Source organism: Stutzerimonas stutzeri (genome assembly GCF_000590475.1).
In the GTDB taxonomy this organism is placed as follows: domain Bacteria; phylum Pseudomonadota; class Gammaproteobacteria; order Pseudomonadales; family Pseudomonadaceae; genus Stutzerimonas; species Stutzerimonas stutzeri_D.
Map to the genome: position 1 here is coordinate 4251699 of NZ_CP007441.1, position 22503 is coordinate 4274201.

A 22503-nucleotide genomic window follows, 5' to 3' on the forward strand; every position below is an offset into this window, starting at 1 on the left:
TCCGCTCATAAACTTTTCCGGGTAAAGGCCAGAACCTGACTATCGGCTACCGGCACTAGCTCCGGATGCCGCCAGCCGACTACCTCGCCCGCGCCGATAACCAGCAATCCCCCCGGCGCCAGGCGTTCGACCAGACGATTGAGGATTTCGCGGCGGCGCCAGCGACGGAAGTAAATCAACAGATTCTGACAAAAAATGACGTCCATATCGGACATTGGCGCACCAGCCAGTTCCAGCACATTAAGTCTGGCAAAACACACGCGAGCTGCCAGGCTGGGTATTACTTGGAAACGGTCATCAGGCATTGCCTGGAAATATCGTTCGCGCAGGTCGGGATCCAATTGATCGAGCCGACGACGGCTGTAGAGGCCATCTCTAGACCGGCTCAATGCGCTCAAGCTGATATCCGTGCCTATTACTCCATATTGCGCCTCGCCACCTATACGCTTCAGCGCCTCAGCAGCACAGATCGCCACTGAGTATGTTTCCTCACCGCTTGCACAACCCACACTCCACAGCGACCAGGGCAGCACAGCGTCGCGCGAGTCGTGACGCTGCTGTATGTAATCAGCAAGCATTGAAAAAGAAGGCGGATGACGGAAGAAACGGGTTTCCTGAACCGTCAGGCGGTCCATCAGGGTCGACCACTCCACCGCGCCGCGTGGGCCGTCGGTAACCTGATGGTAATAACTGGCATAATCAGCCGCTCCGACTTCGCGCATGCGGCTGCTCAGGTTGGCCTGCAGGAACACTCTCCGCTGCTCGGTCACTACGAGGCCGGAGCGCTCTTCGAGCAAGACCTGCCAGTCACGAAACTCAGCTGACGACATATCAGCCAAGGGTCTCAGTGACCAGTCAACGCTTGGCTGCATGTCCTGCCCCTTACTCATGAACTTTCACAGCAGCCATGGCCGGCCGCCGTGCTCTCCAGTCAGGCCTGATCCTGCGTTTCCGGCAAGGTGAAGCCGGATACCGAGTGACGCATTTCGTTGGCCATCTTCGCGAGGTTACCAATGCTCTTCGCGGTCGCCGTGGTCCCCGAAGACGTCTGCGAGGTAATTTCCTGGATGACGTTCATGGTGTTCGAGATGTGACCAGCCGACGAAGCCTGCTGACGCGCCGCGTTGGAGATGTTCTGAATCAGAGCCGCTAGGCTCTTGGATACTTTCTCGATCTCCTCCAGGGCAACACCCGCGTCCTGTGCCAGGCGCGCGCCTCGTACCACTTCGGAGGTGGTCTGTTCCATCGAGATAACCGCTTCGTTGGTGTCGGTTTGAATGGTCTTGACCAGCGCCTCGATCTGCTTGGTCGCCGCCGATGAACGCTCGGCAAGGCGCTGTACTTCGTCCGCAACCACCGCGAAGCCTCGACCTGCATCGCCAGCCATGGAGGCCTGAATCGCCGCGTTCAATGCAAGGATGTTGGTCTGGTCGGCAATGTCATTAATCAGGCTAACAATGTCACCGATCTCCTGGGAAGATTCGCCCAGCCGCTTGATCCGCTTGGACGTATCCTGAATCTGCTCACGGATGTTATCCATGCCCGTAATGGTGTTGTGAACGACCTCATTGCCCTTGTTGGCAATGGCTACGGAGCGCTCTGCCACCGCAGAAGATTCTGCGGCGTTGGCCGATACCTGATCAATCGAGACAGCCATTTCGTTGATCGCCGCGGAAGCCCCGGCGATTTCCTGGGCCTGATGCTCGGACGCTTCTGCTAGATGCATCGCAGTCGCCTGGGTCTCCTGGGCCGCGCCCGACACCTGAACGGCAGTCTGGTTGATCGTTTCGACCAGATCGCGCAATTGGTCGATGGAGTAGTTGATAGAGTCTGCGATGGCACCGGTGAAGTCTTCGGTAACCGTGGCGGCCACCGTCAAGTCACCATCAGCCAGGTCGCCGATTTCGTCGAGCAGGCGGAGAATCGCCGTCTGGTTACGTTCGTTCTTTTCCGCCGTTTCACTCAGACGACGACGTGTTTCCTGAACCATTACCAGACCGATCAGCAGAATCGAGGCCAGAGCCAGCGCGCCAAGAACATAGCCCGCGAGCGCGTTGACGTAACGGGCATCGGCACGACCTTGAAGACCCTGGGTCAGCACGGAAGTCTTGTCGAGCAGAGTCTGCGAAACTTCGAAAATACTGTTCGAAGACTCACGCACCTGGAACAGCTCCGGAGAGGTCTCAAGAATCTCGTCCACGGAGCCAGAAACGAACTGGAACAACTCGGAAATTGCAGCCAGGCGGTCGAGCGCTTCAGCATCGTTAACACGCGTGATGCCCATGGCTTCGTTGCCTTCGAGCATTGCGCTGAGCACTCGACCGAACAAGCTGGCATCACGACCAAACATGTCAGCGGCCTGAACCGAGTCCTGATCTCCGGAAAGCACCTTATTCACCGAACCCAGGATACGTTCTGCGAGCAGCGACTGGCGCTGAGCAACAGAAACCTGGGCAGCCGGTGCGCCACTTTCCAGAAGAATATCTACTACCTCTTCGTACTCGACCTGCAGCTGCGGGATGGTTTCGGCGAGAGTCGTGGCGACCTGATGCAGGGAAAGAACGGTTTGCTCGCTGGCGAGGATCGCATCCGTGTTCTGCCGTAGCGTGTCCCAGTCCTGTTGCACCGCGGCGACTTCGGCCTGAAGCGATTGCGGAACCGCTGGCAGCCCGATGCGATCATCACCTTCGGAAAGGTAGGCCCAGCGCTCGCTGAAGTCGTTGCGTGCGTCTTTCAACGAGCCGAACGCGTCTGGCGTACCGGCGGCCGCTTCCACCGCGTTCTTCGCGATGCGTTGAGACAGAACTCGCAGCTCACCTGCGTGTCCTATGTACTCATTGTCATAGTCTGCCTGGGTATTGATGTACGCAAAGTTCACGAACAACAGCACCATCGACACGATGAGAAGAATAAATAGCCCAGCGATCAGCGTATTGCTGCGTATCCCTGCCAGCAAAGCATTTGCGTTCATTTTTTTCATTTTTCCGGCCCCCGCCTGGACCACCCGTAACGTTTCCTTCGAAGAACCAAAAGGCCGGCGTCAGCCGACCTCACCTAAATCAATACGCCACGTCCAGAAAGGTCTGGTGCGCGGCAAGCGCGTGCGGGCTAAATACCAACCAAGGCTGCTCGCGCTGAAAGACACCATGAATAAAGGGTTGAATCGACGCCTCAACCGGCGGCAATCGTTCGGAGAAGGCATCCACCGGGAAATGTTGCATGCCGAACACCTCGTCGACCGTCAACCCCGCGAACACTTCCTGATGATCGACCACCAGCACCCGCCGCTGCTTGCGCAACGGCGACAATTCCAAACCGAAATAACCGCACAGATCCATGACTGGCAACAGCCGACCGCGGACGTTCGCCACACCTTTCACCCAGGCCTTCACTCCGGGCAGCAGCGTGTAGCGGGGCTCGTGGAGTATTTCGCCGACCTCCCCCATCGGAGCAACGAACAGTCGCCCCCCCATTCGAAAACCGATACCTGCCCAGGTTTGGATGGCTTCCTGCTGTGAAGGCAGTCCAGCCGCCAGCGCTCGGCAACGGGCATCGATTTCCAGAAGTCGCTGAAACGGCGTAGGCGTATCCGACATGCTGGCAACATCCCTTGATTACGAAACCGCCGATTAGCCCGCAAGCACGGCGTTCAAGGTCTTCAGCAGTGTCGCTTCATCCACTGGCTTGGTCAGGTAATCTTTGGCACCTTGACGCTTGCCCCAGACCTTATCGGTTTCCTGGTCCTTGGTGGTCACAATGATCACCGGAATGTGACTGGTTTCAGCATCTTTGGTCAGTTGACGAGTAGCTTGAAAACCGTTCAGGCCGGGCATGACGATATCCATCAGGACCGCGTCCGGCTTTTCCTGACGAGCAAGCGCTACGCCATCGGCCCCGTTCTCGGCTTTCAGAACGACATGACCATGCTTTTCCAGCATGGCCGTCAGCTTGTACATCTCGGTCGGCGAGTCATCAACAATCAGAACGCGAGCCATGGTTTCTCCGTGGGAAAGGCATCAGCGGCACACAGGGCCGAACTTCAGGATACTTGCTCTACCGGTGCGAAATCAGGCACATGCGCCTTGATAGCACCGAGCAACTCTTCTTTGCTGAAAGGCTTGGTGAGGTACTGATCCGACCCCACGATCCGCCCCTTGGCCTTGTCGAACAGGCCATCCTTAGAGGACAGCATGATCACCGGGGTGGACTTGAAAGAACTGTTGTTCTTAATCAGCGCACAGGTCTGATAGCCATCAAGCCTCGGCATCATGATATCGACGAAAATGATGCGCGGGTGGCTATCCGCGATTTTGGCGAGCGCATCGAAGCCATCCACCGCCGTGATCACATCACAACCTACTTTCTTCAGCAGCGTTTCGGCGGTGCGACGAATCGTTTTCGAATCGTCGATCACCATGACCTTCAAGCCCTCGGAGTGCTGTTCCATTTCGCCCTACCATCGCCTCGGTGAGTCGTAGTTTATCGTTATGTCAGTGCGCCAGAGGCCCTGCCATCGATGGGCTGCACCCAATCGCCGGACCTTTTTAGCACACTCCTCAAATGCAAGCTATCTGCCGCCGGGGCAGTGGGATTTTCCTTGACCCAACGCACAACCGCCGCCAATCTGCGTCGACATTTCAAGCCCCCGGCAGCTCCGTTCTGCCCCTCGTTGGAGATCACCTCATGACTGTTCGCGTCGGGATCATCATGGACCCAATCGCGCAGATCGCCTTCAAGAAGGACAGCTCGCTGGCCATGCTGCTGGCCGCCCAGGCTCGCGGCTGGACGATCTGCTATATGGAGCAACGAGACCTCTACCAGCTCGGCGGCGAAGCGCGCGCCCGCATGCGCCCGATCAAAGTTTTCAACGATCCCCAGCACTGGTACGAGACAGAAGACGAGACCGACATAGCGCTAGCCGAGCTTGACGTCATCCTGATGCGCAAGGACCCGCCATTCAACAGCGAATACGTGTATGCAACTTACCTGCTTGAACTTGCCGAGCAAGCCGGCACGCTAGTGGTGAACCGACCGCAAAGCCTGCGCGATTGCAACGAGAAGTTCTTTGCTACCCAGTTCCCGCAATGCACGCCACCGACGCTTGTCAGTCGACGGTCCGACATTCTGCGGGAGTTTGCCCGCGAGCAGCGTGACATCATTCTCAAACCATTGGATGAAATGGGTGGTGCTTCGATTTTCCGTCACCGCGAAGGCGACCCGAACCTTTCGGTGATTCTCGAGGTACTGACTGAGCACGGCGGCCGGCAGATCATGGCGCAGCGCTATATCCCAGCGATCAAGGATGGCGACAAGCGAATACTGATGATCGACGGTGAACCGGTGCCGTACTGCCTCGCACGCATCCCAGCGGTCGGCGAAACGCGCGGCAACCTCGCCGCCGGAGGGCGCGGCGTTGCACAACCGCTTTCTGATCGAGACAGAGAGATTGCCGCCCGTGTAGGACCCGAGCTGCGCAAGCGCGGGCTGCTCTTCGTCGGACTGGACGTGATTGGCGACTTTCTGACGGAGATCAACATCACCAGTCCGACCTGCATTCGCGAGATCGACAATGCGTTCGATACCCGGATCGGCGAGCGCCTGATGGACGCCATCGAGGCCAAACTGCAGCGCCGCTCCAAAGCCTGAGACCAGTGCGCGGTTGGCGTACCAACCAACCGCCACCATCCACGCGTAATCTACAGTCACCGGGCTGCGCCGCGCCATAACGCGCCATAACGCGCCATAAATTGACGTTACCTTACGCAGCAAAGCTGTCGCCTGGTTCATAGACTTTTACAGCCGTGCTGGGCAGACTGCGCGCACTTCGAGCCGACTGTAATGCGATGAACGCCGCTACACGCCAACCCATTCCTGCCCATACCGGCGTCCGTCCGGCGGACCGTCTCGGCTTCACGATATTTCTCGCAGCCGTGCTGCACGCAGCTTTGATCCTCGGCCTCGGCTTCTCGCTATCCGAACCGATGCAGATCAGCAAGTCATTGGAAATCACCTTGTCCACGTTCAAAAGCGAAGACAAGCCGAAGGACGCCGATTTTCTCGCACAGGACAACCAGCAGGGCAGCGGCACGCTGGAGCACAAGGCTTCCCCGAAAACGACCGAACAAGCGCCGTTTCAGGACACTCAGGTGCGCAAGGTGACGCCGGCCTCTTCGCCGCCGCCCAGCAATCGCAGCGAGGCCCCGAAAACTGCAGTCGCGACCCGCGCGCCGCAGCCAGACAAAACGCCGGCAAAACCCCAGAAGAACAAACCGCAGCCTGAGGCGCAGCCGGCGCCTGTCTATGACAGCTCGCAGCTCAGCTCGGAAATTGCCAGTCTTGAGGCGGAGCTTGCGCAGCAAGTCGAGCAGTACGCCAAGCGGCCCCGCGTCAGTCGCCAGAATAGCGCGGCCACCATGCGGGACATCAGCGCCTGGTACCGCGACGAATGGCGCAAGAAAGTCGAGCGCATCGGCAACCTCAACTACCCCGACGAAGCGCGTCGTCAACGGATCTATGGCAGCCTGCGCATGCTGGTGGTCGTCGACCGCAACGGCGCAGTGCAGGAGCTTCGGGTTCTTGAGTCCTCAGGACAAGCGGTCCTGGACGAGGCGGCCATGCGCATCGTCAGACTCGCAGCGCCGTTTGCGCCCTTCTCGGGAGAACTGGCGCAGAAGTTCGACCAGGTCGAAATCATCAGAACCTGGCGCTTCGAGCGCGGCGACAGGCTTTCGAGCCGCTGATCGGCCGAATCAGGCACACCCGACTCTACCGCCAGCGTGGCAGCCAACGCATGCGGCTTCACGGCTTCGCCCGCAACGCTTAAGCTAGCGTCCATGAACGCGACCTCGCCAAATTACCTCAAGCATCATTTTCTGATCGCCATGCCGCACATGGCGGACCCCAATTTCGCCCACGCCTTGATCTATCTCGTGGAACACAATCGGGAAGGCGCAATGGGGCTCATCGTGAATCGCCCGAGCGGGCTGAACCTGGCCGACATACTCGACCAGCTGCGCCCCGACGAACCGGTCGATACCGCCAGCCAGCAATTGCCTGTTTTCGCTGGCGGTCCTGTGCAGACCGACAGAGGCTTCGTGTTGCATCCGGCTGACGCCCAGTTTCAAGCCACACTCAGCCTCGGCGAGCTAGGCGTGACCACATCCCAAGACGTGCTCTTCGCCATTGCCGACGGCTACGGTCCCAGACAGCACCTCGTCGCCCTCGGCTATGCCGGCTGGGAACCGGGCCAGCTCGAAGCCGAACTGGTCGACAACGCCTGGCTGAGCTGTCCGGCGCAGCCGCACATTCTTTTTGACCTGCCCTACGACCAACGCCTTGCGGCTGCAGCCGCCTCGTTGGGGGTCGACCTCCGGCTCCTCAGCAGCCAGGTCGGTCACGCATGAGCCCCCTGCGCCTGCTGCTGGGCTTCGACTACGGTACCAAGCAGATCGGCGTCGCAGTCGGCCAAGCGGTTACCGGCCAGGCTCGGGAGCTTTGTGTGCTCAAGGCGCAGAACGGCGTGCCCGACTGGTCGCAGATCGAAGCATTGTTGCGCGAATGGCAACCGGATGCGCTGGTGGTCGGCTTGCCGTTGAATATGGACGGCAGCCCCAGCGAGATGAGCGCCCGCGCGGAGAAGTTCGCCCGGCGCCTCAACGGCCGCTTCAACCTTCCAGTGCACACCCACGACGAGCGGCTGACGACCTACGAAGCCAAAGGCGAGCGTCTGCGCGGCGGCCAACAAGGCGGTTATCGCGAGCGCCCGGTCGACGCCCTCGCCGCGGCGCTTTTACTCGAAGGCTGGCTGACAGCGCAGACCCTCTGATGCGTGATCAAGGAGAAACGATGACCCTGCCAAACCCCGATCAGCTACTGCCCGAAATGGCCGCGGCGCTGGAGGAACACCTGAGCAGCCACAGCATATCGGAGCCTCTTTTTATTGGCATCCACACCGGCGGCGTCTGGGTAGGCCAAGCACTACTGGACCTGCGCGGCAAGCAGGAAGCCCTCGGCGTGCTAGACGTGTCGTTCTATCGCGACGATTTCACCCAGAATGGCCTGCACCCACAGGTTCGCCCCTCGGCGCTTCCCTTCGAGATAGAAGGCCAGCATCTGGTATTGATCGACGACGTGCTGATGAGCGGGCGCACCGTGCGCGCCGCGCTCAACGAGCTGTTCGACTATGGCCGCCCCGCCAGCGTCAGTCTGGTCTGCCTGCTGGATCTCAACGCCCGCGAACTGCCGATCCGGCCAGACGTAGTCGGCGCAACGCTGTCCTTGCCTTCCGACCAACGGGTGAAGCTGCTCGGCCCGGCACCGCTCGCTCTCGAGTACCAGACCCTCGCCTCCGCCAATTGAGACCCTCGCGATGACGCCTACTGACGCCAAGCGGCCGTTACAGCTGAACGACAATGGTCAGCTGCGCCATTTCCTATCGCTGGATGGCCTGCCACGCACGTTGCTTACCGAAATCCTCGATACCGCCGACTCCTTTCTCGAAGTCGGTGCCAGGGGAGTCAAGAAGGTCCCGCTGCTGCGCGGCAAGACCGTCTGCAACGTGTTCTTCGAGAATTCTACGCGCACCCGCACCACTTTCGAACTGGCGGCCAAGCGCCTCTCGGCGGACGTGATCACGCTGAACGTTTCGACCTCGTCGACCAGCAAAGGCGAAACCCTGACCGATACGCTGCGCAACCTCGAAGCCATGGCGGCCGACATGTTCGTTGTGCGCCACGCCGATTCGGGCGCTGCACATTTCATCGCGGAACACGTCTGCCCGGACGTCGCAATCATCAATGGCGGTGACGGGCGCCATGCGCACCCCACCCAGGGTATGCTCGACATGCTCACCATCCGCCGCCACAAGGGTGACTTCGAGAAGCTGTCGGTGGCCATCGTCGGCGACATCCTGCATTCGCGGGTAGCCCGTTCCAACATGCTCGCGCTGAAAACGCTCGGCTGCCCGGACATCCGTGTTATCGGTCCGAAAACGCTCCTGCCGATCGGCCTGGAGCAGTACGGCGTCAGTGTTTTCCACGACATGAATAAAGGACTGCGCGATGTCGATGTAGTGATCATGCTGCGCCTGCAACGTGAGCGCATGCAGGGCGGCCTGCTGCCCAGCGAGGGTGAGTTCTACCGTCTCTACGGACTGACCACGCAGCGTATGGCGCTGGCCAAGCCGGATGCCATCGTCATGCATCCGGGCCCGATCAACCGCGGCGTCGAAATCGAATCGGCGGTGGCGGACGGTACCCAGTCGGTGATCCTCAACCAGGTGACCTACGGCATCGCGGTTCGCATGGCGGTGCTCTCCATGGCCATGAGTGGCCAGACCGCCCAGCGCCAGCTCGAAACCGAATACGCTGCCGAGGAGCAGAACTGATGCCAACCGAAATCCTCGGCGCTCGCCTGATCGACCCCGCCAACGGGCGCGATGAAGTCACTGATATCTATTGCCAGGACGGCTTGATCGTCGGCATAGGCCAGGCGCCCGCAGGCTTCAACGCGGCGCACAGCATCTATGCACAAGGGCTGGTCGCCGCCCCCGGGCTGGTCGATCTATCCGTAGCCCTGCGCGAGCCGGGTTACAGTCGCAAGGGCAACATCGCCAGCGAGACACTGGCTGCCACGGCCGGCGGCATCACCAGCCTGTGCTGTCCACCGAACACCAAACCGGTGCTGGACACCGCCGCGGTCGCCGAGCTGATTCTCGACCGCGCCCGTGAGTCCGGCCATGCCAAGGTTTTTCCGATTGGCGCCCTGACGCGCAGCCTGGCGGGTGAGCAGCTCGCCGAGCTGGTGGCGCTGCGCGATGCCGGCTGTGTCGCCTTCGGCAATGGCCTGACCAACTTCGCCAGCAACCGAAACCTGAGCCGCGCGCTGGAATATGCAGCGACCTTCGACCTCACCGTGGTCATCCATTCCCAGGACGCCGACCTCGCCGCCGGTGGCCTGGCCCACGATGGGCCCGCAGCGGCTTTTCTCGGGCTGGCGGGAATCCCTGAAACAGCCGAAACCATTGCCTTGGCGCGAAACCTGCTGCTGGTCGAGCAGACCGGAGTGCGCGCCCACTTCAGCCAGCTCAGCACCGCCCGCGGCGCGCAGATGATCGCCGACGCCCAGGCACGCGGCCTGCCGGTCACTGCCGATGTGGCAATGTATCAACTGATCCTGACTGATGAAGCTCTGCACGGCTTCTCCAGCCTTTATCATGTGCAGCCGCCTTTGCGCAGCGCAGCCGACCGTGACGGCCTGCGTGAAGCAGTCAAAGCCGGCGTCATCTCCGCAATTTCAAGCCATCATCAGCCTCACGAAGCGGATGCCAAACAGGCACCGTTCGGCGAAACCGAGCCTGGCATCAGCAGTGCGGAAATCCTTCTGCCGCTGGCATTGACTCTGGTCGAAGATGGTCTGCTCGATCTACCGACCCTGCTTGCACGCTTGAGCAGCGGCCCGGCCACCGCGCTGCGGCTCCCGGCGGGACGCCTGGCTATAGGCGACGCCGCCGATCTGGTCCTGTTCGATCCACGCAGCTCGACACTCGCTGGCGAAACCTGGCATTCGAAGGGCCGCAATTGTCCCTTCATCGGCCATTGTCTGCCGGGTGCGGTACGCCACACGATCGTTGACGGCAGAATCGCCTTTCAAGGCTAACCCGCAAATCCAGGCGGCCCGCCCAAAGGCCGGACCGCCTGGAAACCTCGCCGTTACCAGCGCTTTTCCATGTTGCGCATCGACACCTGGCTGTTCAGCGTCCAGAAGTCATAGAGCACGCCCACGAAGAACAGCCCGCCGGTGCACAGATAAATCAGGCCGGTAATCCATTTGCCCTGATACATCCGGTGCACGCCGAACAGGCCAAGGAAGGTCAGCAGAATCCAGGCGACGGTGTAGTCGATCGGGCCGGGTTGGAAGCGCAGGTCGGCCTCCCGGTCCATCGACGGGATCAGAAACAGGTCGATGATCCAGCCGACAAAGAACAGGCCGAGCGTGAAGAACCAGATCGTGCCAGTAATCGGCTTGCCGTAATAGAAGCGGTGGGAACCGAGAAATCCGAAAATCCACAGAAGATAGCCAATCAGGGTGCTATGGGTGTTCTGCCGCATCTGAGCCTCGCAGTCTGGTTTGGAAAGCACGTTGAGCTTATCCGATTCTCGGTTCCTCGAAATGTCCGCCGAACGGGCCGCTGCGCGATGAAATGATCGTGATACTGTATATGCAAACAGTACATTGATGATCCTCATGCAGCTGATCGAAAAACTCAGCGTCCTTGCCGACGCCGCCAAATATGACGTGTCATGTGCCAGCAGCGGCGCACCAAAGCGCAGCTCCAAGGGCCGCAGCGGACTGGGTGCCACGGACGGCATGGGCATCTGCCACAGTTTCACGCCGGACGGGCGCTGCGTGGCCCTACTCAAGGTGCTGCTGACCAACTTCTGCCTGTACGACTGCCAATACTGTGTGAATCGCCGCTCCAGTGACGTACCACGTGCGCGCTTTACGCCGGAAGAGGTGGTGACGCTGACGCTCGATTTTTACCGCCGCAACTGCATCAGCGGTCTGTTTCTCAGCTCTGGAATCATTCGCTCGGCCGACTACACCATGGAACAGCTCAATCGAGTGGCCAAGCTGCTGCGCGAGGAGCATGAGTTCCGCGGCTATATCCATCTGAAGACCATCCCGGACGCCGACCCGCTGCTCATCGCCGAGGCCGGCCGCTACGCCGATCGCCTCAGCGTCAATATCGAACTGCCCACCGAGACCAGCCTGATCCGCCTGGCACCGGAAAAGCAGGTCGTGACGATCAAACAGGCCATGCATTCGATCCATCAAGGAGAAACCGAAGCCCAGGCGGAGGAAGGTTCGCCGCGCTTCGCTCCAGCCGGGCAAAGCACACAGATGATCGTTGGCGCCGATGCCACTGACGACAGCACCATTCTGCATACCGCGCAGTCACTGTATGGCGATTACCGCCTGCGCCGGGTCTATTACTCCGCATTCAGTCCAATCCCTCACAGCCCCAAGACCGTTCCCTTCGAGGCGCCGCCATTACTACGTGAGCATCGCCTCTACCAAGCCGACTTTCTCATGCGCGGCTATGGTTTTCGGGCCAGCGAACTGCTCGCGGGCCCCGGTAATTTGGCGTTGGATATCGACCCAAAACTGGCCTGGGCCTTAAACAACCGCCAACACTTTCCTGTCGACTTGAATCGCGCCAATGTGACCATGATCGCCCGCATCCCCGGCATCGGCATGCTCAGCGCCCAGCGCCTGGTCGCCCTGCGCCGACAGAAGCGAATCCGCTTCGAAGATGTCGGCCGCTTGCGCTGCGCCTTGGAAAAGGCCAAGCCGTTTATTGTCACCCAGGACTACCGACCCGCTCAGGCAACCCAGGAATCGCTGCTGCTGCGCCAGCAATTAAGCGAGGCGCCCAGGCAGATGGGCTTGTGGTGATGTGGCAAATCCATTTCGATGGCAGCTTCGCCGGTTGGCGCGAGGTCGCTCGAACACTGGTGCGGCGGGGGCTGGCACCGCATCAGCTGACCTGGGTGCAGGAAAATCAGAAAATTCAGGATTTGTTCGACCAACTGGATGAGCCGCAACCGGACAACGCAAAGGATCGCCCTCTGCGCGTGTCTCGCGTGCTGCTGGAGCAGCTGGAAGGTGCCTCGCAATTTCGTTGCGACAACCGCTGGGCGCTGCTGTATCGGATTCTCTGGCGCGTTGCCCATGGCGATCAGACCGCCAGGCTGGCGGGCGATGTCGACGGCAGTGAACTGCATAAGCGCCTGAAGGCCGTACGCCGCGAAGCCCATCATCTACATGCATTTCTGCGCTTCAAGTCACGGGATGCGACGGCCGGAGGCCCGCAGTTGGTGGCCTGGCATGAACCAGCTCACGATATTTTAGCCAGCGCCTCCGGACATTTCGCCGAGCGCCTGGGCCGCCAGACCTGGATGATCGCAACCCCCAATGACGGCGTGTACTGGGATGGCGAACGGCTGCACCACGCCCATCCATGCCCGCCCGAGTGGCAACAGTTAGTGCAAGAGACCGATGATCGAAATGAAGCCCTGTGGCTGACGTATTACGGCAGCACGTTCAACCCGGCGCGGCTCAATCGCAGCGTGCTGGAAACCAACATGCCGGTACGTTTCTGGAAGCACTTACCCGAGGGACCAATGATCCCCAAACTCATGAGCGAAGCGCGCGCGGGGGGCCAATTAAATGGCCAGTGCGCAACTGTGGGCAGCATGCCCGGGCAAGCCATCGGCTCGAAGACGAACCAACCACGCTGCCAGAACTGCCCCAAGCGGCCCGGCTCGCGAATCGCCGCAGCCACGAAACAGGCCGGTATCGTCCTGCTGGCGGACCAACCAGGCGCGCGCCCTTTTGGAGGTGCGGCAGGGCGGCTTCTGGATCAGGCAATGAAAGATGCCGGACTGGATCGCAGTCAGGTGCATATGACTCATGCAGTCAAGCACTTCAATCATCTGGTGGAAATCAAGGCACGAGCTCGCCGCCAACTGCTCATGCCGTCTTCACAAGAAGTTGCGACCTGTCGCCCCTGCCTGCAAGTCGAACTGGATCGAGTGAGGCCAATGGCGATCGTTGCTCTAGGGCAAACAGCGACGCAAGCGCTTTTAGGTGAGGGCGGTGACTTTGCGAAAGCATACGGCCATCTGGTGGAAGATCTTGCAGGCCGAAGAGTTCTCGTTGGGGATCACCCTAGCGAGATGCTATGGAACTCCCCAAGCGAGCGTCAGTGGGCATATGACGCTCTCGTACTGGCCTTAAAACAGGCGAAACGCCTGAGCGGCGGAGGCGCATGATCAGCGGAAGCTACGCCCCGGATCGTCATCGCTGACTTCCAAAGTGAGCCCCTGGGATACGGAGGTCAGATGTTCGCCATCGGTTTCCGAGCCCAACTTGATCATCAGGCGTAGGTCGTTGGACGAATCGGCATGCAGCAGTGCGTCTTCGTAGGTGATTTCGCCCTGCACGTAGAGGTTGTAGAGCGCCTGATCGAACGTCTGCATGCCGAGGTCAGTAGAGCGCTTCATCAGTGATTTGAGCTCGTGCACTTCGCCCTTGCGGATCAGGTCGGCCGCCAGCGGCGTATTGATCAGCACTTCGATGACCGCCCGCCGGCCTTTACCGTCGGGCGTGGAAATCAGTTGCTGGGCGACGATGGCCTTGAGGTTCAGCGACAGGTCCATCCAGACCTGCTGCTGACGATCAGCCGGGAAGAAGTTGATGATTCGATCCAGCGCCTGGTTAGCGTTGTTGGCGTGCAAGGTCGCAAGGCACAGGTGGCCGGTTTCGGCGAACGCCACGGCGTAGTCCATGGTTTCGCGCGTCCGCACCTCGCCGATAAGAATTACATCCGGCGCCTGACGCAGGGTGTTTTTCAGCGCCACATCGAAGGAGTCGGTGTCGATACCGACTTCACGCTGAGTAACGATGCAGCTTTGATGCTGATGAATGAACTCGATGGGGTCTTCAATCGAAATGATATGGCCGCTGGAGTTCTTGTTGCGATAGCCGATCATCGCCGCCAGCGAAGTGGACTTGCCGGTGCCGGTGGCCCCGACGAACAGCACCAGACCGCGCTTAGTCATCGCCAGTTTTTTCAGCACGTCCGGCAGTTTCAGATCTTCGAGCGTCGGGATATTGGTCTCGATACGGCGTAGCACCATGCCGGCGAGGTTGCGCTGATAGAAGGCGCTGACACGAAAACGACCAATGCCACGCGCACTGATGGCAAAGTTGCATTCGTGGTTTTCCGCGAACTCGCGGCGCTGCTGCTCGTTCATCACGGCATGCACGGTTTCGCGAGTCATCTCCGGCGACATCGGCGTTTTGTTCACCGGCAGGATCTTGCCGTTGACCTTCATCGACGGCGGCACGCCAGCAGTAATGAACAGATCGGAGCCGCCCTTTTCAACCATCAGGCGCAACAGTTTCTCGAATTCCATCATCGTTCTCGTAGTCTGGCGAAGCCGCGTTGTAGCGAAGCGGAAGCCGGCGACGACGTCGCAGGCCTCCCGTAGGTTAGAAGTTTTCCGGCTGCTTGGCCTTTTCCTTGGCCGCGTCGCGCGAAATCAGTCCCTTGGCCAGCAGTCCCTTGAGACAGGCATCGAGCGTCTGCATGCCCAGCGAACCGCCGGTCTGGATCGAGGAATACATTTGCGCCACCTTGTCCTCTCGAATCAGGTTTCGGATCGCAGGCGTGCCGATCATGATTTCGTGCGCGGCCACCCGACCACCACCGACCTTCTTCAGCAGGGTCTGGGAAATCACCGCCTGCAGAGATTCGGACAACATCGAGCGGACCATCGACTTTTCTTCAGCCGGGAATACGTCGACCACCCGGTCGATGGTCTTGGCCGCCGAGGTGGTGTGCAGGGTACCGAACACCAAGTGCCCAGTCTCCGCAGCGGTCAGCGCCAGCCGGATGGTTTCCAGGTCGCGCATCTCGCCGACGAGGATGATGTCCGGGTCTTCACGAAGCGCCGAGCGCAAGGCTTCGGAGAAGCCCAGTGTGTCGCGGTGCACTTCACGTTGGTTGACCAGACACTTTTTCGACTCGTGGACGAACTCGATCGGGTCTTCGATGGTGAGGATGTGGTGATATTTGGTGTTGTTCAGATAGTCGAGCATCGCCGCCAGGGTGGTTGACTTGCCCGAACCGGTCGGCCCGGTGACCAGCACCAGCCCTCGAGGTACATCGGTAATCTTGCGGAAGACCTCGCCCATACCGAGATCTTCCATGGTCAGCACTTTCGACGGAATGGTCCGGAACACCGCACCGGCACCGCGATTCTGGTTGAACGCGTTGACCCGGAAGCGTGCCACGCCGGGCACTTCGAACGAAAAGTCGGTCTCGAGAAATTCCTCGAAATCCTTGCGCTGCTTGTCGTTCATGATGTCGTAGATCAGTGCGTGCACCTGCTTGTGGTCCATCGCCGGCAGATTGATCCGGCGCACATCGCCGTCAACGCGGATCATCGGCGGCAGGCCGGAAGACAGGTGCAAGTCAGACGCACCCTGCTTGGCGCTGAAGGCCAGCAGTTCTGTGATATCCATGGGACTCCCCAATTACAAGCAAGCAGGTAGAATGCCGCGCAGACCCTAAGGTGGCAGGCGCAGGTAATGTCCACGATAGCGAACAATATTGCAAAGGTCGCAACGCGCATCCGTGAGGCGGCGCAAGCTGTGGCGCGTGATCCCGACGAGGTGCGTGTGTTGGCGGTCAGCAAGACCCAACCGGCCGCCGCGATTCGCGAGGCTTCCAGTGCTGGTCTAGGCGATTTCGGCGAGAACTATCTGCAGGAAGCCCTTGAAAAGCAGGCCGAGCTCGCCGACCTGCCATTGACCTGGCATTTCATCGGCCCGATCCAGTCGAACAAGACCAAGGCGATCGCCGAGCACTTCGACTGGGTCCATTCGGTGGACCGCCTGAAGATCGCCCAGCGTCTTTCCGATCAGCGTCCCGATCCGCTGCCGCCCTTGAATATCTGCCTGCAAGTCAACGTCAGTGGCGAGACCAGCAAGTCCGGTTGCGAACCCGAAGATGTGCCAGAACTGGCGCAAGCAATTGCTGCCCTGCCCCGCTTGCGTCTACGTGGGTTGATGGCAATTCCCGAGCCGACCGACGATCCTGCCGAGCAGCGTGCCGCTTTTGCTCGCCTGCGCCGGTTGCAAGATGACCTCGACCTCGACCTCGACACTCTTTCTATGGGCATGAGCCAGGATCTGGAGGCCGCCATCGCCGAAGGCGCCACCTGGGTCCGCATCGGCACTGCCCTGTTCGGCGCCCGCGCGTCGCCATCGCGGACCGCTCCGGCAGCACCTGCGCATAAATAAAGGAACCTACGCATGAACACACCCCGTATCGCCTTCATCGGCGGCGGCAACATGGCCGCCAGCCTGATCGGCGGGCTGCGTGCCCAAGGCGTACCCGCCACGTCCATCTGCGCCAGCGACCCCGGTGCCGACAAGCGCGCCGAGCTGGAAGCCACCCACGGCATCAGGACCTTTGCCGACAATGGCCAAGCCCTGGCCGGTGCCGATGTCGTTCTGCTGGCGGTCAAGCCACAAATGATGCAGTCGGTCTGCCGCGACCTGGCCGCCCTCCTGCAATCGAATCAGTTGATCGTGTCGATCGCCGCAGGTATCACCTGCGCCAGCCTGCAGGAATGGCTTGGACCGCAGACGCCACGGGCCATCGTGCGCTGCATGCCGAATACACCCGCGTTGCTGCGTCAGGGCGTCAGCGGATTGTTCGCCAACGCGCAGGTCAGTGTTGAGCAAAAGCTACAGGCCGAACAACTGCTATCGGCGGTGGGCCTGGCGCTCTGGCTGGACAAAGAAGCCTTGATCGATGCGGTGACCGCAGTATCCGGCAGCGGCCCGGCCTATTTCTTCTTGATGATCGAAGCCATGACCGCCGCCGGCGAGCGACTGGGTCTGCCGCGCGACACCGCGGCGCAGCTGACCATGCATACTGCCTTGGGCGCCGCACGGATGGCCTGCGAAAGCGATGTCGAAGCAGCCGAACTGCGTCGCCGCGTTACCTCGCCGAACGGAACCACCGAAGCGGCGATCAAAGCCTTCCAGGCAGGCGGCTTCGAGAGCCTGGTCCAACAGGCGATGAATGCGGCCGCACAACGCTCAGCCGAACTCGCCGAACAACTGGGCAATTAGGGTCTGTTGACGTTTCGTTCGCGGCCGCGCCGGAGCTTGTTTTTGCGCGGAGCAAGGCATGAGGAGAGAAGTTTGGTCATTCCAAATGAACGACGAATAACGCCGCACCGCGCAAAAACAGGCCCGGCCCTTCGGGTTGCGCGGCAAATGACGCCATGCGGCGTTGCGAGACTTGTCAAGGGAACAACCATTACCTGCGTCCCGCGCCTTGCCTGGCGTCATTTGACGCAGCAACGCGGCTCGCGACGAAACATCAACAGATCCTAAGGAGCCTTCATGTCACAGCTTTCGCAAGCCCTGATTCTTATCGTCCAGACGCTCGGCAGTCTCTATCTGCTGATCGTTCTCTTACGTTTTATCCTGCAGTTGGTCCGGGCCGATTTCTACAATCCGCTGAGCCAGTTCATCGTGCGCGCCACGCATCCATTATTGCGACCGCTTCGCCGAGTAATCCCCAGCATCGGAGGGCTGGACCTGTCATCGCTAGTGCTGGGCATCATTGTTCAGGTATTGCTGATGGCGGCCATCCTGATGATTGCCTACGGCACTATAGGCAACCCGCTGCAGCTGCTTGTCTGGGCGCTGATTGGCGTGACCGGGCTGTTTCTGAACATCTTCTTCTACGCGCTGATCATCAGCGTGATCCTGTCCTGGGTCGCGCCGGGTAGCCACAACCCCGGCGCTCAGTTGGTCAGCCAGATCTGCGAACCGGCACTTGCACCCTTCCGCCGCCTGCTGCCCAATCTCGGCGGGCTGGATATCTCACCAATCTTTGCCTTTCTGGCGATCAAGCTGCTGGACATGCTAGTGATCAACAATCTGGCAATGATGACCCATATGCCCAACATCCTCCGCTCGCTGATCTGACCCGCGGAACCGCCCGATCGCCACTTACGGCCTTTGGGCGGTAGATCACAGTTGATCGATTGACCCGCTTCCTGCGACTGGGATAATCGCGCGATTCGCCTTTCAGGAAGCACCACGATCATGGAACGACTCGACCGGCAGGTGGATGCGTACGTCACCTGGAAGCGCGACCTGGTTCGGGAGATTACCCGCTACCGCAGTTGGTTGGCGCACAACCGCCTCAGCTCGGAGGCGGTTGACGTCCGACTGGACCGTGCATTGAAATTGCTGCGCACCGATCACATCACTTTGGCCTTTGTCGGCGAGTTCTCTCGTGGCAAGACGGAGTTGATCAACAGCCTGTTTTTCTCGGGGTACGGCCAACGCATCCTGCCCTCGCGTGCAGGGCGCACCACCATGTGTCCGACCGAACTGTTTTTTGATCCGCGCGCGGAGCGTTCCTATATCCGCCTGCTGCCGATCGAGTCGCGCCTGGAAGACACCAGCATCGCTCAGCTCAAGCGCAGTCCACGCCTCTGGCAGAACATTGCGCTGGATTTGGACAACCCGGACGCCATGGTCGAAGCCTTCACTCAGGTTGCCTCCACGAAGTCGATGCCGGTAGAGCAAGCCCTCCACCTCGGCTTCCACTCCGACTCACTGGAACAATCGGAGGTTGCCGGTGAAGTGATGGTGCCGGCTTGGCGACATGCGATGATCAACTTCGATCACCCGCTGTTGCGCCAAGGGTTGCGCATACTCGATACGCCGGGCCTCAACGCGCTGGGCAGCGAGCCGGAACTCACCCTGTCGATGCTGCCAAGTGCACAGGCAGTGATTTTCCTGTTGTCAGCCGACGCCGGCGTGACCGCCAGTGATATGAATATATGGCAGCTGCATATCCATCAGCTCGATGATGGCAGGCGACACCGCCTGTTCGCCGTACTAAACAAGATTGACGTGCTCTGGGATGACGTGTCGGGCGACACGTTCGTCAATGATGCGATTCAGCGAATGCAGACCAGTACCGCCCAACAACTGGGCATCGCAGTCGAAGACGTGCTGCCGCTCTCGGCCAAACAAGCATTGCTCGCGAAGATTCGCGGCGACCAGACGCTGCTTGAGCGCAGCCGGCTACTGGCGCTGGAGCAGCTGCTTTGCGAACGCATCCTTGCCCAGAAGGAGCGCCTGCTGGAACAGCAAGTGGTGCGCCAAGTACTCGCATTGCTACAAAACAGCCAGCACATCCTGACCCAGCGCCTGGCCAAGGTTCGAGAACAGAGCGAACTGCTCGACGACCGCCGCCAGGATAGCGGGCAGCTGTTACTGGAACTGACCGCCCGTACCCGCCACGATCACAATCAGCACCACAAGCGGCTGCTGCAGCTGAAGACCAACCAGCGCCTGTTACAGCGTCAGGGCGAGTTGCTGCGCAACACCGTACGCGCCGAACGCCTGGAAGAACATCTGGCACGCCTGCGCCGCAGCCTGACCGGCAGCCTGACTACCCTGGGTATCAATCTGAGCATTCTGCATTTCTTCCGCTCGGTCGAGCAGGATCTGGGTGCGCTTGAGCATGAGGCGGCGCTGGCGAACAAGATCGTGTCGGCCATATATGCCCGCCACAACGAGCAGAACCCGCTGCACGGCGTCGACGGCCCCCTGTTCCGGCTCGCTCCTTACCAAAAAGAGCTGAAGGGACTGCAGAACAAGGCGGACCAGTTTCGTCTGCAGCTCAAAACGCTGCTTACCGAGCAGCGCACTCTGACCCGTCGATTCTTCGCCACCCTGGTGCAGGAAGTCATTGGAATGCATCAGCGCTTGCGTCAGGAGGCTGAGCAATGGGCCGACGAAGCGCTGATGCCGCTGATGCAACATTCGTTGGAACACAAACAGCAGCTCGAAGCGCACCTGCTGCAGCTAAAAGGCCTGGCACAGGAAAGCCAGCAAAGCAGTCAGCGCGGTCGCCTGCTGGCCCGCTACAGCCTCGAACTGGAGCAACAGCTGGCGCAGGCCGGAGAAATGTTGCGACTGCTGCGGCGGCCGGCTCCGATCCGCCGTCAGGGCAAGATCGTCAGCCTCACCAGCGCCAGCCTGGGCTGAGCGGCGTTGCGATTGAGGGTGAATTGAGGCGCGCTAACCTTTAGACTTTGCCGCCTTCTTCCACCACGAGCCAGGTTCGATGCCCACAGCTATTCCAGCCGATTCCGTTGGTCTGGTGAGTCCGAAGGTCGAGCATTTCGCCGAACCGCTGGCACTCGCTTGCGGCCGCACGCTCAACGACTACCAGCTGATCTACGAAACCTACGGTGAACTGAACGCCGCGCGCAGTAACGCCGTGCTGATCTGCCACGCGCTGTCCGGCCACCATCATGCGGCCGGTTTCCACAACATGGACGAGAATAAACCCGGCTGGTGGGACAGTTGCATCGGGCCGGGCAAGGCGATCGACACCAACCGCTTCTTCGTGGTCAGCCTGAACAACCTCGGCGGCTGCAACGGCTCGACCGGCCCCAGCAGCATCAACCCACTGACCGGCAAACCGTACGGGGCGGACTTCCCTGTGGTTACGGTGGAGGATTGGGTCAACAGCCAGGCACGTCTGGCCGACGTGTTGGGCATCGAACAGTGGGCTGCGGTGGTGGGCGGCAGCCTCGGCGGCATGCAGGCGATGCAGTGGTCCATGAGCTACCCGGAGCGGGTTCGCCACTGCGTCGCCATCGCTTCGGCGTCTAAATTGTCGGCGCAGAACATTGCCTTCAACGAGGTGGCGCGCCAAGCGATTCTCTCCGATCCGGAATTTCATGGCGGGCACTTCCAGGAACAGAACGTAATTCCCAAGCGCGGGCTGATGCTGGCGCGCATGGTCGGGCATATTACCTATCTGTCCGATGACGCCATGGGCACCAAGTTCGGCCGAGGCCTCAAGAGCGAAAAACTCAACTACGACTTCAACAGTGTCGAGTTCCAGGTCGAGAGCTACCTGCGCTATCAGGGTGAAGAGTTTTCCAGCCGCTTCGATGCCAATACCTACCTGCTAATGACCAAGGCACTGGATTATTTCGACCCGGCGGCGGCGTTTGATGACGATCTGGCCAAAGCCTTGTCGACAGCCAAGGCGGACTTCTGCGTGATTTCCTTCACTACCGACTGGCGCTTTTCCCCGGAACGCTCGCACGAAATCGTCGACGCGCTAATGGCGGCACGCAAGAACGTTTGCTACCTGGAAATCGACGCCCCCCAGGGCCACGACGCCTTTCTGATTCCCATTCCCCGTTATCTGCAGGCGTTTCGCGGCTACATGAACCGCATCGTTTTATAAGGAAACCACATGCGCGCCGATCTGGACATCATCCAAGACTGGATCCCGGCGGGTAGCCGCGTGCTCGACCTCGGTTGCGGCAATGGCGAGCTGCTGGCCTGGCTGCGGGACAACAAGCAGGTCAGCGGCTACGGCCTGGAAATCGATCCTGACAACATCGCCGCCTGTATCGACAAGGGCATCAACGTCATCGAGCAGGACCTCGATAAGGGTTTGGGCAATTTCGCCAGCGACAGCTTCGACATGGTGGTCATGACCCAGGCGTTGCAGGCCGTCCACTACCCGGACGAGCTGCTCAAGGAAATGCTTCGTGTCGGCCGCGAGTGCATCATTACCTTTCCCAATTTCGGTCACTGGCGCTGCCGCTGGTATCTGGCCAGCAAGGGCCGCATGCCGGTTTCTGAATTCCTGCCCTACACGTGGTACAACACACCGAACATTCACTTCTGCACGTTCGAGGACTTCGAGCGGCTTTGCCGTGAACTCGGTGCTCGGGTGCTCGAACGCCTGGCGGTCGACCGCCATCACAAGCACGGCGTGACGAGCCGCCTGTGGCCGAACCTGATCGGCGAGATTGGCATCTATCGCGTCACCGGACCTGCCCGCTGACCGCTTCACCGCTG

23 protein-coding genes are annotated in these 22503 nt (G+C 60.3%); 15 read left to right on the plus strand and 8 right to left on the minus strand.

What is annotated here, in order from left to right:
• Positions 1 to 5: 5 nt before the first annotated feature.
• From CH92_RS19295 to pilG, 5 genes are all read right to left on the minus strand, one after another.
• Complete coding sequence (locus CH92_RS19295; protein WP_025243400.1) at positions 6 to 872, minus strand: CheR family methyltransferase; 867 nt, start codon at positions 870 to 872, stop codon at positions 6 to 8.
• A gap of 59 nt (positions 873 to 931) precedes the next feature.
• A complete protein-coding gene (locus CH92_RS19300) occupies positions 932 to 2980 on the minus strand; it encodes a methyl-accepting chemotaxis protein (RefSeq protein WP_025243401.1) in 2049 nt (682 codons plus the stop codon).
• 79 nt (positions 2981 to 3059) lie between these two features.
• On the minus strand, positions 3060 to 3596 hold the full coding sequence (locus CH92_RS19305; RefSeq protein ID WP_025243402.1) for a chemotaxis protein CheW: 537 nt from the start codon (positions 3594 to 3596) through the stop codon (positions 3060 to 3062).
• A gap of 33 nt (positions 3597 to 3629) precedes the next feature.
• Positions 3630 to 3995, minus strand: a complete 366-nt coding sequence (gene pilH, locus CH92_RS19310) for a twitching motility response regulator PilH (protein ID WP_021206021.1) — start codon at positions 3993 to 3995, stop codon at positions 3630 to 3632.
• 44 nt (positions 3996 to 4039) lie between these two features.
• A complete protein-coding gene (pilG, locus tag CH92_RS19315; protein ID WP_019339789.1) occupies positions 4040 to 4447 on the minus strand; it encodes a twitching motility response regulator PilG in 408 nt (135 codons plus the stop codon).
• Positions 4448 to 4683: 236 nt separating this feature from the next.
• Between pilG and gshB the strand changes: the two genes are divergently transcribed.
• From gshB to CH92_RS19350, 7 genes are all read left to right on the plus strand, one after another.
• Positions 4684 to 5646, plus strand: coding sequence for a glutathione synthase (gshB, locus tag CH92_RS19320; protein ID WP_025243403.1), 963 nt, complete (start codon positions 4684 to 4686; stop codon positions 5644 to 5646).
• 197 nt (positions 5647 to 5843) lie between these two features.
• Positions 5844 to 6740, plus strand: coding sequence for an energy transducer TonB (locus CH92_RS19325; protein ID WP_025243404.1), 897 nt, complete (start codon positions 5844 to 5846; stop codon positions 6738 to 6740).
• A gap of 93 nt (positions 6741 to 6833) precedes the next feature.
• Positions 6834 to 7403, plus strand: coding sequence for a YqgE/AlgH family protein (locus tag CH92_RS19330; protein ID WP_025243405.1), 570 nt, complete (start codon positions 6834 to 6836; stop codon positions 7401 to 7403).
• Complete coding sequence (gene ruvX / locus CH92_RS19335) at positions 7400 to 7825, plus strand: Holliday junction resolvase RuvX (protein ID WP_025243406.1); 426 nt, start codon at positions 7400 to 7402, stop codon at positions 7823 to 7825. Before CH92_RS19330 ends, ruvX begins: the two co-directional genes overlap by 4 nt.
• Positions 7826 to 7845: 20 nt before the next feature.
• Positions 7846 to 8358 carry a bifunctional pyr operon transcriptional regulator/uracil phosphoribosyltransferase PyrR gene (pyrR, locus tag CH92_RS19340; RefSeq protein ID WP_025243407.1) on the plus strand — a complete coding sequence of 171 codons (513 nt, stop codon included), beginning with the start codon at positions 7846 to 7848 and terminating at the stop codon, positions 8356 to 8358.
• A 10-nt stretch (positions 8359 to 8368) separates the two neighbouring features.
• A complete protein-coding gene (locus tag CH92_RS19345) occupies positions 8369 to 9385 on the plus strand; it encodes an aspartate carbamoyltransferase catalytic subunit (protein ID WP_025243408.1) in 1017 nt (338 codons plus the stop codon).
• Positions 9385 to 10656 carry a dihydroorotase gene (locus CH92_RS19350; RefSeq protein ID WP_038623181.1) on the plus strand — a complete coding sequence of 424 codons (1272 nt, stop codon included), beginning with the start codon at positions 9385 to 9387 and terminating at the stop codon, positions 10654 to 10656. The genes CH92_RS19345 and CH92_RS19350 overlap by 1 nt, the downstream gene beginning before the upstream one ends.
• 53 nt (positions 10657 to 10709) lie before the next feature.
• Here the strand turns inward: CH92_RS19350 and CH92_RS19355 are convergent, their stop codons facing one another.
• The gene (locus CH92_RS19355; protein WP_025243410.1) at positions 10710 to 11108 is read right to left on the minus strand and encodes an NINE protein; all 399 of its coding nucleotides are present in this window, start codon (positions 11106 to 11108) and stop codon (positions 10710 to 10712) included.
• Between the two features lie 136 nt (positions 11109 to 11244).
• Between CH92_RS19355 and CH92_RS19360 the strand changes: the two genes are divergently transcribed.
• Complete coding sequence (locus tag CH92_RS19360) at positions 11245 to 12456, plus strand: putative DNA modification/repair radical SAM protein (RefSeq protein ID WP_025243411.1); 1212 nt, start codon at positions 11245 to 11247, stop codon at positions 12454 to 12456.
• Positions 12456 to 13835 (plus strand): TIGR03915 family putative DNA repair protein, encoded by a 1380-nt coding sequence (locus CH92_RS22455; RefSeq protein ID WP_025243412.1) that lies wholly within the window; start codon positions 12456 to 12458, stop codon positions 13833 to 13835. Before CH92_RS19360 ends, CH92_RS22455 begins: the two co-directional genes overlap by 1 nt.
• Here the strand turns inward: CH92_RS22455 and CH92_RS19370 are convergent, their stop codons facing one another.
• Both CH92_RS19370 and pilT read right to left on the minus strand, forming a co-directional pair.
• A complete protein-coding gene (locus CH92_RS19370) occupies positions 13836 to 14981 on the minus strand; it encodes a PilT/PilU family type 4a pilus ATPase (protein WP_025243413.1) in 1146 nt (381 codons plus the stop codon).
• 76 nt (positions 14982 to 15057) lie between these two features.
• Positions 15058 to 16092, minus strand: coding sequence for a type IV pilus twitching motility protein PilT (pilT, locus tag CH92_RS19375; protein WP_025243414.1), 1035 nt, complete (start codon positions 16090 to 16092; stop codon positions 15058 to 15060).
• 66 nt (positions 16093 to 16158) lie between these two features.
• On the opposite strand from pilT, the gene CH92_RS19380 reads away from it, so the two are divergent.
• From CH92_RS19380 to metW, 6 genes are all read left to right on the plus strand, one after another.
• Positions 16159 to 16872: a YggS family pyridoxal phosphate-dependent enzyme gene (locus CH92_RS19380; RefSeq protein ID WP_025243415.1), complete on the plus strand. Its 714-nt coding sequence runs from the start codon at positions 16159 to 16161 to the stop codon at positions 16870 to 16872.
• Between the two features lie 12 nt (positions 16873 to 16884).
• Positions 16885 to 17712, plus strand: a complete 828-nt coding sequence (gene proC, locus CH92_RS19385; RefSeq protein WP_025243416.1) for a pyrroline-5-carboxylate reductase — start codon at positions 16885 to 16887, stop codon at positions 17710 to 17712.
• 276 nt (positions 17713 to 17988) lie between these two features.
• Positions 17989 to 18579, plus strand: a complete 591-nt coding sequence (locus CH92_RS19390; protein WP_025243417.1) for a YggT family protein — start codon at positions 17989 to 17991, stop codon at positions 18577 to 18579.
• Between the two features lie 120 nt (positions 18580 to 18699).
• Complete coding sequence (locus CH92_RS19395) at positions 18700 to 20661, plus strand: dynamin-like GTPase family protein (protein WP_025243418.1); 1962 nt, start codon at positions 18700 to 18702, stop codon at positions 20659 to 20661.
• Between the two features lie 79 nt (positions 20662 to 20740).
• On the plus strand, positions 20741 to 21880 hold the full coding sequence (gene metX / locus CH92_RS19400) for a homoserine O-succinyltransferase MetX (RefSeq protein ID WP_025243419.1): 1140 nt from the start codon (positions 20741 to 20743) through the stop codon (positions 21878 to 21880).
• A 9-nt stretch (positions 21881 to 21889) separates the two neighbouring features.
• Entirely contained in the window at positions 21890 to 22489 is a 600-nt protein-coding gene (metW, locus tag CH92_RS19405) for a methionine biosynthesis protein MetW (RefSeq protein WP_025243420.1), read from the plus strand.
• The last annotated feature ends 14 nt before the right edge of the window (positions 22490 to 22503 follow it).